This window comes from Nocardiopsis sp. KDC1DS13DA1 (genome assembly GCF_055632325.1).
This window is the reverse complement of the sequence record NZ_JBVMUY010000029.1, coordinates 199,300-213,295: the sequence shown is the minus strand read 5'-3', so window position 1 is coordinate 213,295 and position 13,996 is coordinate 199,300. Positions and strand designations below refer to the sequence as shown.

The window sequence follows — 13,996 nt, the reverse complement described above, 5'->3', positions numbered from 1 at the left end:
TATCGGCCCGCCAGACTGTCCTAAACCACGGGGGGAGCAAGGACATTGCGCGGAACGAGCATGGTGTGTGCAACGGGTGCACGGCCTGACGACACGTCGGAAACCTACGTCTACGACCCGGAGGCGCTGACGGGGGACCAGCGCATGGGGGACGCCTGCGCCGTCTGCCACACCCGGTGGCCCCGACCCCGTAGGGTCCTCGGGCGGCTGCCGGACGGATGCCGCGTGTACGGGTGCCAGGAGTGCGCGGACCTCGTCGGCGCGGGGGCCGGTACGGCCTCCGGCCGGCCGGTGTACGCCGCCCGCTAGCAGCGGGGCGAAAGCCCGCGAGTCCCGTTCGGGAGCCCAGGGCGAACACGGTCGCGCTCCGGGTCCAGGGGGAGAGTCGGACCCGGAGCGCTTCCGCTGACGCGCCCGCTTCCATGGGGAGGAGGGGAATTGAGCGCGTCCTTCCAGGATGGTCTCCGTGGTCTCCTCCACCGGCCACTCCCCGTGAGGAGCGGCCGCCACCAACGATACTCCGTGTTGTCCGTGGTCGACCGTCAGTAAGAGAGATCCGTCCCGATTTCCCGTTAGGACGACCTAACCGTTCGTGGGAAAGCCCAGGTTGACGCCGCCCTCGGGGCGCCTTCCCGGGTCCGTCCAGCGCGCGGTGACCGCCTTCGTGCGGGTGTAGAAGTGCACACCCTCCGTCCCGTGCGCGTGCGAGTCCCCGAACAGCGACTGCTTCCAACCGCCGAACGAGTAGTAGGCCATCGGCACCGGGATCGGCACGTTGATCCCCACCATGCCGACCTGGATCTCGCTTTGGAACCGCCGCGCCGCGCCCCCGTCGTTGGTGAAGATCGCGGTTCCGTTGCCGTACCGGTTGTCGTTGATCAGCCGGACGGCCTCGTCGTAGTCCGACACCCGCACCACGCTCAGCACCGGCCCGAAGATCTCGTCGCCGTAGCAGTCCATCTCCGGGGTGACGTGGTCCAGCAGCGACGGACCGAGCCAGAACCCGTCGGACTCCCCGCCCAGGACCGGGTGCACGCGGCCGTCGATGGCCAGGGTCGCGCCCTGCTCGACACCCGAGTCCAGGTACGAGGCCACCTTGTCCCGGTGCTCGCGGGTGACCAGCGGCCCCATCTCACTGCGGTCGTCGTCGCCCGGGCCCACGCGCAGGCGCTCGACCCGCTCGCGGATCCGCGCGATCAGCTCGTCGGCGACCGAGTCCACCACCGCGATCGCGGAGATGGCCATGCAGCGCTCACCGGCCGAGCCGAACCCGGCCGAGACCGCGGAGTCGGCCGCCAGGTCCAGGTCGGCGTCGGGCAGCACCACCATGTGGTTCTTCGCGCCGCCCAGCGCCTGCACGCGCTTGCCGTGCTCGGCCGCCCGGCCGTAGATGTACCGGGCGATCGGGGTCGAACCCACGAAGCTGACCGCCGCCACGTCCGGGTGCTCCAGCAGGCCGTCCACCGCGACCTTGTCCCCCTGGAGCACGTTGAACACCCCGTCGGGCAGCCCGGCCTCGGCCCACAGCTCGGCGAGCAGCAGGGAGGCCGAGGGGTCCTTCTCGCTGGGCTTGAGCACGAAGGTGTTGCCGCAGGCGATCGCGACCGGGAACATCCACATCGGGACCATCGCCGGGAAGTTGAACGGGGTGATCCCGGCGACCACGCCCAGCGGCTGGAGGATGGAGTAGGAGTCCACGCCCGTGGAGACGTTCTCGGAGTAGCCGCCCTTGAGCAGGTGCGGGATGCCGCAGGCGAAGTCGACGACCTCCAGGCCGCGCGCCACCTCACCCTTGGCGTCGGAGACGACCTTGCCGTGCTCGGCGCTGATCACCTCGGCCAGGCGGTCGCTGTTGGCGCGCAGCAGCTCGCGGAACCGGAACAGGACCTGGACCCGCCTGGACAGCGACGTGTCGCGCCAGCCCGGGAAGGCCTCCCTCGCCGAGCGCACGACGGCGTCGATCTCGGGCTGCCCGGCCAGGTCGACCGTGCCGGAGACCTTCCCGGTCGCCGGGTTGTACACGTCCGCGCGACGCTCCGCGGGACCCTGGTGGCGGGCTCCGCCGATCCAGTGTGTGACGTTCTCGTTCATCGTTCCCTCTTCGTCGAGTACCGGAGCCGTCCACGGGCGGCCGGTCCGGGACCGGCCACCCGCGGCACTCCGTGTCTGCCTGTCGACAGGGGGCGCCCAGCAGCCACCCTGCGTCGTCCTGTTCGTACGGTCCTGTTCGTGCGGCCTCGCGGGCTCGGCCGGGGCTCGGGGCGTGGAGGACGGGGTCCTGCCCGCCCGTCACCCGCCACCGCCCTCAACGGACACCTTCGGTGCGGTTGCCTGGTCGGTCTCGCCGGTCGCTCGTTCCTCGCTCGCGGCTCGCCTCGTCCTGCAGAACCCCGTACGCCCCGCTGTGCCTGTGCGGCCTCGCGGGCTCGGCCGGGGCTCGGGGCGTGGAGGACGGGGTTCTTCGTCCTCGGTCTCGCCGGTCGCTCGTTCCTCGCTCGCGGCTCGCCTCGTCCTGCAGAACCCCGTACGCCCCTCGCGCACCTCAGGCCTGGGCGTCGACCGCGCGCACCGCGTCCAGGAGCAGGTCGCGCCCCTCGGCGGCCTCCTCGGTGGACAGGGTCAACGGCGGGGCCATCCGCAGCACGTTGCCGTGCACGCCGCCCTTGCCGACCAGCAGCCCGCGCTCGCGGGTGCCCTCCAGGACCCGCCCGGCCAGCTCCGCGGACGGGGCGCCCGTCTCCGGGTCGACCATCTCCACGGCGAACATCAGGCCCTTGCCGCGCACGTCACCGACACTGGGCAGGTCGGTCAGCGGGCGCAGGCCGTCGATGATCAGGCCGCCCTGGCGCAGCGCGTTCCCCTGGAGGTCGTGCTCCAGGACGTAGTCGAGGGTCGCCCCGGCCGCCGCCATCGACACCGGGTTGCCGCCGAACGTGGCCACGCCCAGCGCGTGCAGGCGGTCCATCAGGTCACCGCGGGCCACGACGCCGCCGACCGCGAAGCCGTTGCCCAGCCCCTTGGCGAAGGTCATCGCGTCCGGGGTGACACCGTGGTTGCCGATCCCGAAGAAGCTCGTCCCGGTGCGGCCCCAACCGGTCTGCACCTCGTCGGCGACGAACAGGATGCCGTGCTCGTCGAGGACCTCCTTGTAGGCGGCGTACAGGCCGTCCGGCGGCATCGCGAAGCCGCCCACGCCCTGGATCGGCTCGGCGATCAGGCACGCGACGTTGGGCGCGGTGGTGTCCAGCACGTCGCGCAGGTCGGCCACGCAGGCGGTGGTGTACTCCTTCTCCGACATGCCGCGGAAGGCGGGTGCCGCGCGGTCGGTGCCGTGCAGGTAGTGGACGTTGAGCGGGGACAGCGAGGAGTTCTTCCACCCCCGGTTCCCGGTCACCGCCACCGTGCCGAACGAGCGGCCGTGGTAGCTGCCGCGCATGGCGAGCACCTCGTCGCTGCCGCGCGCGTAGGTGGCCAGGAGCAGCGCGGTCTCGTTGGCCTCGGTCCCGGAGTTGGTGAAGAAGACCTTCGCGTCGGGGATCCCGGACAGCCGGGCGATCTTCTCGGCCAGCTCGACCTGGCCGCGGATGAGGTAGAGGGTGGAGGTGTGCACGACCCCCTTGGCGATCTGGCGCTCCACCGCCTCGCGGACCTCGGCCACGTCGTAGCCGATCATGTTGGTCACGATGCCGGTGAAGAAGTCGAGGTAGGTGCGGCCCTCGGCGTCCGTGACGCGTGATCCCTTGCCGCCGACGATCTCCAGCGGGGTCTCGTAGTACAGGGGAAGCCAGGAGGGCATGACCGCGCGGTGGCGCGAGAGAAGTTCCGACATGCCCCCAGTCTCTCCGCGCCCCCATCGGATGACCAGGATCACCATGTTGACAACATGGCGGTCGGTTTTACGGGGTGTAAATCCCGGTGGTCGGCGCCGCTGCCGTGGTCAGGTGCCCGGATGGTGATTCAGGGTGTAACGGGTCAGGGCTGCGGACCTGACAGTGCGTCCTAGTATGAGGGGGTGCTTCCCACTCTCGCCGAGGTCCTCCAGCTACCCGCCCTCCAACGCGCCCGCCCGCGCGTCGTGGTCGGTTCCGACCGCCTGGACGTCCCCGTGCGCTGGGTCCACATCGCCGAGGTCACCGACCTGGCCCACCTGCTGCGCGGCGGTGAACTGGTGCTCAGCACGGGTATCGCCATGCCCGACGACCCCGACGCCCTGCGCCGCTACATCGACGACCTCGCCAACGCCGGGGTCAGCGGGATCGCGGTCGAGCTCGGCCGCAAGTACCACGCCGAACTCCCGCCCGCCTTCCTGGACGCCGCCCGCGACGCGGGGGTGCCCGTCGTCCTGCTCGACCGCGAGGCGCGGTTCGTCGAGATCACCGAGGCCGTGCACATCCGCGTGGTCAACGAGCAGCTGGAGGAGCTGCGCGAGTCGGAGAAGCTGCACTCGGTCTTCACCCAGCTGTCGGTGGAGGGCGCCGACACCGCCCAGATCCTGCACGAGGTCGCCCAGCTGTCCGGCTGCCCGGTGGTCCTGGAGAACCTCACCCACCAGGTGCTGGCCTGCGACCTCAACGGGGAGGACCCGGGCACGCTGCTCACCTCGTGGGAGAGCCGCTCACGCGCGATCCGCTCGGGCAGCCACACCGTCCACGCGCCCAGCACCGGCTGGCTGGTCACCACCGTCGGCGCGCGCGGCCAGGACTGGGGGCGCCTGATCCTCATCGCCGGAGCCACCCCCACCCCGCGCCAGAGCATGCTCATCGAACGCGCCGCCACCACGCTGGCGCTCGGTCGGCTGCTGGAGCGCCACCAGGAGAGCCTGGAGCGCCAGACGCACCGCACCATCATCTCCGGCATCATCGACCGCGCCTACTCCGACCCGGAGGAGGCGCTGGTCCGGGCGCGGGCGGTCGGCGTGCCGCTCAAGGGGCGCGAACTGGTCGGGCTGGTCCTGCGGCTGCGCGAGAGCGGGACCGGGCTGGCGGGACAGGCCAGGCTGTCCGACACCGCCGAGGGCGCCGCGCGCGCCTGCCGGGAGCTGCGCCTGCCCGCGCTGGTGGGTTCGCTCGACGACCTGCGGGTGGGCATCCTGCTGCCGCTGTCGGGCAAGCAGCGGCTGGAGCCGACCCTGCACATGCTCGCCGAACGGGTGCGCAACGCGATCGGGGACGCGGCCGTGCTGGCCGTGGGGTCGTCGGCGGACGGTATCCGCGAGGTGCGCCGGTCCTTCCTGGAGGCGCGGCAGGTCGGCGACGTGGCCGTCCGCCAGAACGACCAGCGCCCCTTCTACCGCCTCCCCGACCTGCACCTGCGCGGGCTGCTGCACCTGTTCCGCGACGACGAGCGGCTCCAGACCTACGTCGAGCGCGAACTCGGGCCGCTGCTCGACCACGACGCCAGACACGGCGACGACCTCACCGACATGCTCCGCCGCTACCTGGGCGCGGGACGCAACAAGGCGCTCGCCGCCAGCCGGGCCCACCTGTCCAGGCCCGCCTTCTACGAACGGCTGCGCCGGATCTCCAACGTTCTCGACGCCGATCTGGAATCCGTGGAGACCTGTCTGTCACTGCACGTGGCCCTGTTGTCCCTGGACTCGGTGCGCGACGACCGCTGATCTGGGGGGACGCCGGGTACCCAGGTTCGGCCTCCGGTCGGAATCGGCCGTGCAGTAACGTGGAATCCGTCGTTGGTGGATGATGCAGCGGCGAATTCCAGAAGTTCACAGCCCAGAATTCATCGGATTCTTGTGGATGCAAGCGGAGGATCATGTGACCCACCAGGCGGACTCCGGTCCCGCACGCAGGAACAACGGCGTCGTCCTCGACGACACGGCCAAGCGCATCATCGAACTGCTCCAGGAGGACGGGCGGCGGTCCTACGCCTCCATCGGCAAGCTCGTGGGCCTGTCCGAGGCGGCCGTGCGCCAGCGCGTCCAACGCCTCCTGGAGGCCGGGGTCGTCCAGGTGGTGGGCGTGACCGACCCCATGATGCTGGGCTTCAGCCGCCAGGCGATGATCGGCGTCCGCACGAGTGGTGACCTGAACACGGCGGCCGACGCCATCTCCGACATCCCGGGCGTGGAGTACGTGGTGATCACCGCGGGCTCGTTCGACCTGCTGGTGGAGGTCGTGGCCGAGGACGACCCGCGGCTGCTGGAGATCCTGGCGGACATCCGCGCGGTCGACACGGTGGACACCACCGAGACCTTCCTCTATCTCAAGCTCCGCAAGCAGACCTACGCCTGGGGTACACGCTAGGCAGCGCCCGCCCTGGTCCTCCGCCGCGCTTCGGACCGTGTTCGCCACCCCCGGAGCGGCCGGGTCGAGGGGGAGAGCGCCTGGAGTGGCCCCGTCCGCGCCCAACGAGACGCGCGGACGGGGCCGTGCCTTGGCGAGATCACGGAGGGCGCGGGCATACCAGTAGCCTGTCGCGGAGGACCGTGATCGGGCGATGTCCGCCAAGGTGGTTCGGGGACGCTCCCGGCGCGGTGCGCCTCGGGGTCAGAGCCGGGCGAAGGCCTCGTCGAGGATGTCCAGCCCCTCGTTCAGGAGCTCGTCGGAGATGACCAGCGGCGGCAGCATCCGGACGACGTTGCCGTAGGTGCCCGCGCTCAGCAGGATCAGGCCCTGCTGGTGGGCGTGGGAGAGGACCTTGCCCAGCGCCTCCGGGTTGGGCGTCTTGTCCGCGTCCTTGACCAGCTCGATCGCGATCATCGCACCGCGGCCGCGCACGTCACCGATGATGTCGTACTTGGCGGCCAGCTCGCGCAGACGGCCCAGCATGAGTGCGCCGATCTGCCGGGCGCGCTCGACCAGGCCGTCGGACTCGATGGCCTCCAGGGCGGCCAGCGCGGCGGCGCACGCGGCCGGGTTGCCGCCGTAGGTGCCGCCCAGGCCACCGCCGTGGACGGCGTCCATCAGCTCGGCGCGGCCGGTCACGGCGGCCAGCGGAAGGCCGCCCGCGATGCCCTTGGCGGTCGTGATGAGGTCGGGGACGATCCCCTCGTGGTCGCAGGCGAACATGTCGCCGGTGCGGGCGAAACCGGTCTGGACCTCGTCGGCGACGAACACGATGCCGTTGGAGCGGCAGAAGTCCACGATCGCGGGCAGGAACCCGGCGCCCGGCTCGATGAAGCCGCCCTCGCCCTGGATCGGCTCGATCACCACGGCGGCGACGTTCTCCGGGCCGATCTGCTTGGTGATCTGGTCGATGGCGGCCCTGGCGGCCTCGGGGCCGCAGTTCTCGGCCCCGGTCGCCCAACGGTAGGGGTAGGCCATCGGCACGCGGTAGATCTCGCTCGCGAACGGCCCGAAGCCCTGCTTGTAGGGCATGTTCTTGGCGGTGAGGCCCATGGTGAGGTTGGTGCGGCCGTGGTAGGCGTGGTCGAAGACGACCACGGCCTGGCGGCCGGTGGCGCTGCGGGCGATCTTGACCGCGTTCTCCACGGCCTCGGCGCCGGAGTTGAGCAGGATCGAACGCTTCTCGTGGTCGCCCGGGGTGACGCGGTTCAGGGCCTCGCACACGTCCACGTACGCCTCGTACGGGTTGACCATGAAACACGTGTGGGTGAACCGGCCGAGCTGCTCGGCGGCGCGTTCCACGACGCGCGGGTCGGCGTTGCCGACGTTGGTCACCGCGATGCCGGAACCGAAGTCGATCAGGGCGTTGCCGTCGATGTCCTCGACGATCCCGCCACCCGCGCGCTCGACGTAGACCGGAAGCACGCTGCCGACGCCCTGGGCGACCGCCGCCGAACGGCGCTCCTGGATCGCGCGGCTCTTGGGGCCGGGGATCTCCGTGACGATCCGGCGTGACTGGACGACCTCGGACGTGGCCATGCGGCTGCCTCCTGTGAACGGGCTCGGGTGAGGGAGTCGATCCGACTGCCATGACCTTAGGCGGCGCGGAACGGGTCAGACATGGACACGGTGGATAATTGATCCAGGCACCTGCGCCAATGCGGCGCGAGACACGCGGACGGAGGGAGAACGGATGCCCCCGACCCTGGGCGCCCTGCTGCGGACGCCGCGTCTGCGGCTGCGCCTGCTCAACGGCGAGGACCAACTGGACCGGAGGGTCGCGTGGGTCGCGGTCAGCGAACTCACCGACCCCACCCCCTACCTGGCCGGGGGCGAACTCGTCCTGACCACCGGGGTGCGTTGGGCGGACAGTGACCCCGACCACCGCGACTACGTGCGCCGACTGGCCGAGCGGAGGGTGTCCGGGCTCGGGTTCGGGGTGGGCGTCGTCCTGGACGAGACCCCCCGTCCCCTGCGCGAGGCCGCCGCCGAGTTCGGGGTCCCGCTGGTCGAGGTGGCGCGGGAGACACCGTTCATCGCGGTGGGCAAGGAGGTGTCGCGGCTGCTGGCCAAGGAGGAGTACGAGGGGCTCACCCGCGCGTTCGCGGCGCAGCGCGAACTCACCCGGGCCGCCCTGTCGGGGGCGCCGGAGATCGTCGACCGCCTCGCCCGCGACCTCGGCGGCCGGGTGCTCCTGCTCGGCGACGACGGCGCCGTCAGACACGCGGCGCCCGCCGGCGCGACGCGGCACGCGGACGTGATCGCGGGCGAACTGCCCCGTCTCCGGGAGGCGGGCGTGCGCGCCAGCGCCTCCGTGGAGTCGTCGGGTGACCGGGTGTCCGTCCAGCCGCTGGCCACGGGGCGGCGTGTGCGCGGATACCTGGCCGTGGGGACCGGCGGTCCCCTGGGGTCGGACGAGCGCACCCTGGTCAACGCCGCGGTCTCCCTGCTCTCTCTCGAACTGGAGCGCAGCGGTCGGGGCTCCTCCGCACAGGCGGGGGAGGGCGTTCTCGTGGCGCTGCTGACCGGGGCCCTGGACCCCCGCCACGAGGGTTCGGCCCCGCTGCGCGCGATGCTCCCGGACGAACCGGTGGTGGTCGGTGCGGGCGACGCCGTCGGGGCGACCCATCCGCCCGAGGGCGTGCTCGTCGCGGAGCACGAGGGGCGCGCCCTGCTGCTGGCCAGGGCCGGGACCCCCGGCACCGTGATCCGCGAGGTGCTGGCGGGACCGACCGGGGTGAGCGAGCCCGTCGCCTACACCGAGCTCGACGCCGGTCTGGCCCAGGCCGAACGCGCGCGGAGCGTCGCCCGGGAGGGGGACGGCGGCGTGGTGCGCGCGGGCGACCTGCCCGGGGGGCTGCTCGGTCTGGCGGAGACCCCGGTGGGGACGCGCATGGCGGAGGACCTCCTCGCACCGCTCACCGCCCAGCGCACGGGGGCCGAACTCCTGGCCTCGCTGCGCGCCTACCTGGCCAGCGCGGGTCGCTGGGACGCCGCCGCCGAGTCCCTGGGAATCCACCGGCACACCCTCCGCTACCGGATGACCCGCATCCGGGACCTGCTTCCCGGGGACCTGGACGACCCCGACCACCGGGCGGAGCTGTGGATCGCCCTGCGGGTCCTCGGGGTCCGGTAGTCGTGCCCGCCCTGGTCCCCCGCTGCGCTTCGGACCGGGTTCGGGCGCCCGGGAGGCGGGTTGCTTCCTCCTCGGCCACGCCTGTCGCTCGTACCTCGCTACGCGGCTCGCCTTGTCGTGCAGCACCCCGCCGACGCCCGAACGGTGCCCGCCCTGGTCCTGCGCTGCGCTTGGGACCGGGTTCGGGCGCCCGCCGCGCCTGCGCCGCCGCCGTGGCCCCGCACCCATGAGCGCGGTGGACACGTGGCGTGCACGATGTCGTCACCCAGCGTGAAAGTCGGTGCGGTTTCCCTGTTCGACCGGCCCGGGTCCTGTTCTTGCATGACAATGGGCGTTGCTGGCGGGCGGTAATCACCCGATCACGGAATGGCGGGCCGGGGGGCGACGTGAGGTCACTGCGCGACGACGAACAGCAGATCGGCGGGCCGATCGTGCCCGGGGGGATCACCGGAATACCGGGCCCCGTCACCACCCAGGTCGGGCGGTCCGGAGTGGGATCGGCGTCGCTGCGCTGGAAGCCCCCGCTCGACCACGACGAAGTGCGCTCCGTCCTCGCCTACCTGCGCGCCTGTCTGAGCCGCGAGGCCGTGCACACCCACGTCGTGCGACCCCACGACCTCGACTCCGACTCCTGCGCCTGCCTCCCGCCCGGCCCCGAACTCCTGTTCAGCGGTGTCCGCGACACCGTGCCCCTGCCGCCGGAGGCGGCCCGGATCCTGCGCCTGGCCCAGACACGCGGCCAGGCCCTGCGCTACGGGTACCCGCTGGTGGTCCTGGGGCAGGGGGCCGACCGCGTCGCCCTCCCGCTGCTCACCACGGACGTGCGCGCCGTGGACGACCTCGACGGGGTCCCCTGCGAACCCGGCCTCCGTACCGAGACCGGGACCGCGGTCCGCGCCGTCGGCCAGCCCGACGTCAACGCCGCCCTCCTCGCCCGGCTCGGCGTCACGGACCCCGACGACCTGTTCGAACTGCGCACCCGTCTGCGCACCGGAGCCCCCGACAGGGGCCAGCGGCCGGCGGCCGTCGCCGGCCTCGCCGCGAAGGTGCGCACCCTCCTCTCCCGGCTGGAGGTCGAACGGGTCGACGACATCGACCCCCTCGGCACCAGGGGACGGCCGACCGCCCCCGGCAACGGGGCCCACAACGTCGCCGTGCTCTTCCGCGCCGGGCCCGGCGGCCAGCTCGACGGGGACGACCACGAGCCCGGCTCCGTCGAGGGCGTCCTCGCCGACCTCGACCCCTCCGACCGGGACGGCCTCGACCCCGAGGCCGCCGTCACCACCGCGCTCGAACCCTTCCTCGGCAGGTCCGCCAACGCCCGGCCGCTCCACCCGGACCAGGCCCGCCGCCCCCCGGCCGACCGGGCCGCCCGGCAGACGACCGCCGCCCGGGCGCCACAGGACACCGCCACGGCGGTCCCCGTCTCGGTCACCCCGCTCAACCAGTCCCAGTACACGGTGCTGGGCGCCGCCATGCGCGACCAGCTCACCGTGGCGGCCACCCCGCCCGGCAGCGGCGCCCACGACCTGGTCGACGCCCTCGTCCGCACCGCGGTCAGCAACGGTCAGCGCGTTCTGGTCTGCGCGCCCACCGAGGGCGACCTCGTCGAGCTCACCCGCCGCGCCGCCGTCGCTCCGGGGCACCCGGTCGTCCGCGTCGGCGGCCCCGAACACCGCGCGGCCGAGATCCGCCAGCTCAACCGGCTGCTCATCGACCACGCCGGGACCGCGCCCCCGACCGTGCCCGAGGGCACCGGCGGCGAACCCCCCTCGCACTGGGCGGACCTGGCCGACGACTGGTCCCGGGTCCGGGAGGCGTGGCGGGCCATGGACGCCATGGCCTCCGGCGGGCACGCGCTCGCCCAGCTCGCGGAGGAACGCGGCCGCAGTATCGCGTGCGGCTGGGATCCCGACGCCCTGTTCACTCCCGAACGCGGCGGCCCCGAGTACTGGCTGCACCGGGCCGAGCGCGCCGGGGCGGGCGGATTCGTCGGCCTCCAGCACCGGTCCGCCATCCGCCGTGAACTGGGGGTGAGCACCGACCCCGACAGTCTGGCCCGGCTGTGCGCCATCGCCCGGATGGAGAGCGAGTGGCGGGCCGCCGTCGACCGGCGGACCCGCTGCGCCCCGCTCGGTGAGCTCACCAGCGGACTGGCCGACGCCCTGGCCGGACACCGCAGGTCCAGCTCCGCCTGCCTCAGCGCGGCCACCGAACCGAGGCTCTGGCGCGGCCGGGCGGCGATCGAGAACCGCCTGGAGACCCTCAACTGGCACCACGGCACCGGCTGGCCGGGCGTGTCCAACCTGTTGGACACGCTGCCCACGTGGATGTGCCGCACCGACCAGGTCCGCGCCCTCCCGCCCCAGGCCGGGCTCTACGACCTCGTGATCGTGGTCGGGGCCGAGCGCACCCGGGCCGCCGAGGTGTTGCCCGCCCTCTACCGCGCGAGCCGGGCCGTCGTGCTCGGGGACCCCGCCCACCCGGGGCCGATGAGCGTGCTGGAACCCGCCGAGGAGCGCCGGGCACTGACCGCCGCGGGTATGACCGCCGACCAGCTCGACGACCGTGGGCTGCGGCACGGGTCGGGGTCGGCGCTGCGGGCCGCCTACAAGGCCGCGCCGCCGCTGCTGTGGCTGGACGAACACGTGGGGGCGGCCCCCGCGCTCGCGAAGGCCGCCTCCCGGCACTGCTACGGGGGACGGCTCGCCGTGTGCACGGTCCCCGACCCGGCGGGCGGCCCCGCCCTGGAGTGGCACGACGTCCGCGGCACGTGCGAGGCCGCCCCCGGTGCCTCCTACGTCAACCGGGACGAGGCCTACCGCGTGGCGGTGGTGGTCGACGAGATCGACGCCGGCTCGCCTCCCGACCACGTGATCGCCGTGGTCGCCCCCACCCAGCCGCAGGTGGCGCTGATCCGCCGCCAGCTCCGGCGGCGGCACCAGCGCCACGACGTGCGGGTGGGCGGGCCGGAGCTGCTCGGCTCCGATCGGGACGCCGCCGACGTCACCGTCCTGTCGCCGATGCTCGCGGCGGCGGCGCCCGCCGTCGCCGAACGCAGGGTGCGCCGGATGCTCCACCTGTGGTCGTCGGTGCTCACACGCACACGCCGACGCCTGGTGGTGGTCGGCGACCGGGGGTACTGGGTCGGCGGCGACGGGCCGCTGGCCGACCTGGACGCCCTGGTGTCCGGTACGCGCGCGGCGGCCGGGGCCGATCCGGCCAGGGACGCCCTCGTGGACGAGCTGCGCGGCGCGGGCACCTCGGTGGCCCCGCTCCAGACCGTCCAGGGCTGGACGGCGGACCTGGTCGTGCGCTTCGCCGCCCGGCGCCTGATCATCCTGCTCGACCGGGAGCCCGACGGCCGCGCCCTGCGCCACCTCATCGTCCGGGGCGAGGCGCTCAACCGGGTCACCGGGGACCCCGTGGTCCTCGTCCCCGCCTGGCGCTGTCTGGCCGACCCCCGCGCCCTGGTCGAGGAGATCCTCTCCGCCTACTGACCACGGAACGGACTACGCTGATCGCAGCACGATGTCCGGGTCGCGGTGGTTCGTCCGCTCCCCGGGGCGCGGAGGGGAGAACACGGGTGCCTGAGGGCCACACACTGCACCGTCTGGCGGCGCACTTCGACAAGACCTTCGGCGGCGGCGCGGTGCGCGCCTCCAGCCCGCAGGGCCGGTTCGCCGACGGAGCCGCGCGGGTGGACGGCCGGGTGCTCACCGAGAGCGAGGCGCACGGCAAGCAACTGTTCCTCGGCTTCGACTCCGGGGAGTGGCTGCGGGTGCACCTGGGTCTGTACGGGGCGTGGACCTTCGGTGACGCCGACGGCGAACGCCACCTGGGCGCGCCCCGCACCGGGGGCGCGGGCCGCCGCGAACTGGCACGGGACGCCGAGGGCTTCGTCGTGCCGCCCGCCCCCGTGGGCACCGTGCGCGCCCGGCTCGTGAACACCTCGGGCTGGGCCGACCTGCGCGGCCCCTCGGCGTGCGAGGTGATCACCGAGCCCGAGAAGCGCGCCGTCCAGGACCGGCTGGGCCCGGACCCCCTGCGCGCCGACGCCGACCCCGAGCGGGCGTGGCGGACGGTGAGCCGCTCGCGGACCAGCATCGCGGTGCTGCTCATGCGGCAGGACGTCATCGCGGGCATCGGCAACATCTATCGGGCCGAGTCCCTGTTCCGGGCGGGGATCGACCCGCTCACCCCGGGCCGCGACCTGACCCGGGGCCAGTGGTCCGCGCTCTGGGACGACCTCGCCGCCCTGCTCCGCGACGGCGTGCGCGACGGCTACATCATCACCACCCGCCCCGAGCACCGCCCCGACCCCGACGCGCGTCCGGTGCCCCGGCCGGACACGCTGTACGTGTGCTACCGCACGGGTGAGCCCTGCCGCGTGTGCGGCTCCCCGGTGGCCTCCGCCGAACTGGCCGGGCGCACCCTGTACTGGTGCCCCGGCTGTCAGGGCTGAGCCCCTTTCCGCACACGGTTTCCCGGCCCGGTGGCGTAGACTCCCAGCCGCGTTCTTAACCGGTTCAGTTTCCATGTGTTCATGGGGGTGCGT

General features: G+C 73.1%; 9 protein-coding genes. 6 read left to right on the top strand and 3 right to left on the bottom strand.

Features of this window, described 5'->3' with window-relative positions; translation table 11 throughout:
* Positions 1 to 60: 60 nt before the first annotated feature.
* The gene (locus ACTVAJ_RS18975) at positions 61 to 309 is read left to right on the top strand and encodes a hypothetical protein (protein ID WP_470389529.1); all 249 of its coding nucleotides are present in this window, start codon (positions 61 to 63) and stop codon (positions 307 to 309) included.
* A 273-nt stretch (positions 310 to 582) separates the two neighbouring features.
* Here ACTVAJ_RS18975 and ACTVAJ_RS18970 read toward each other — a convergent pair whose 3' ends face one another.
* Together ACTVAJ_RS18970 and ACTVAJ_RS18965 are read right to left on the bottom strand one after the other, a co-directional pair.
* On the bottom strand, positions 583 to 2,091 hold the full coding sequence (locus ACTVAJ_RS18970) for a CoA-acylating methylmalonate-semialdehyde dehydrogenase (RefSeq protein WP_470389528.1): 1,509 nt from the start codon (positions 2,089 to 2,091) through the stop codon (positions 583 to 585).
* A 451-nt stretch (positions 2,092 to 2,542) separates the two neighbouring features.
* The gene (locus tag ACTVAJ_RS18965) at positions 2,543 to 3,829 is read right to left on the bottom strand and encodes an aspartate aminotransferase family protein (RefSeq protein WP_470389527.1); all 1,287 of its coding nucleotides are present in this window, start codon (positions 3,827 to 3,829) and stop codon (positions 2,543 to 2,545) included.
* A gap of 183 nt (positions 3,830 to 4,012) precedes the next feature.
* Between ACTVAJ_RS18965 and ACTVAJ_RS18960 the strand changes: the two genes are divergently transcribed.
* Positions 4,013 to 5,617 (top strand): PucR family transcriptional regulator, encoded by a 1,605-nt coding sequence (locus tag ACTVAJ_RS18960; protein WP_470389526.1) that lies wholly within the window; start codon positions 4,013 to 4,015, stop codon positions 5,615 to 5,617.
* A 154-nt stretch (positions 5,618 to 5,771) separates the two neighbouring features.
* Positions 5,772 to 6,260, top strand: a complete 489-nt coding sequence (locus ACTVAJ_RS18955) for an Lrp/AsnC family transcriptional regulator (protein WP_470389525.1) — start codon at positions 5,772 to 5,774, stop codon at positions 6,258 to 6,260.
* A gap of 243 nt (positions 6,261 to 6,503) precedes the next feature.
* On the opposite strand, the gene gabT is transcribed toward ACTVAJ_RS18955, so the two are convergent.
* Positions 6,504 to 7,841, bottom strand: a complete 1,338-nt coding sequence (gabT, locus tag ACTVAJ_RS18950; RefSeq protein WP_470389524.1) for a 4-aminobutyrate--2-oxoglutarate transaminase — start codon at positions 7,839 to 7,841, stop codon at positions 6,504 to 6,506.
* A 154-nt stretch (positions 7,842 to 7,995) separates the two neighbouring features.
* Here gabT and ACTVAJ_RS18945 point away from each other — a divergent pair, with 154 nt between their 5' ends.
* The 3 genes from ACTVAJ_RS18945 to ACTVAJ_RS18935 all read left to right on the top strand — a co-directional run bounded on the left by ACTVAJ_RS18945 (position 7,996) and on the right by ACTVAJ_RS18935 (position 13,903).
* The gene (locus ACTVAJ_RS18945; protein ID WP_470389523.1) at positions 7,996 to 9,438 is read left to right on the top strand and encodes a PucR family transcriptional regulator; all 1,443 of its coding nucleotides are present in this window, start codon (positions 7,996 to 7,998) and stop codon (positions 9,436 to 9,438) included.
* Positions 9,439 to 9,824: 386 nt separating this feature from the next.
* Positions 9,825 to 12,938: a DNA helicase gene (locus ACTVAJ_RS18940; RefSeq protein ID WP_470389522.1), complete on the top strand. Its 3,114-nt coding sequence runs from the start codon at positions 9,825 to 9,827 to the stop codon at positions 12,936 to 12,938.
* An 86-nt stretch (positions 12,939 to 13,024) separates the two neighbouring features.
* A complete protein-coding gene (locus ACTVAJ_RS18935; RefSeq protein ID WP_470389521.1) occupies positions 13,025 to 13,903 on the top strand; it encodes an Fpg/Nei family DNA glycosylase in 879 nt (292 codons plus the stop codon).
* Positions 13,904 to 13,996: the final 93 nt, after the last annotated feature.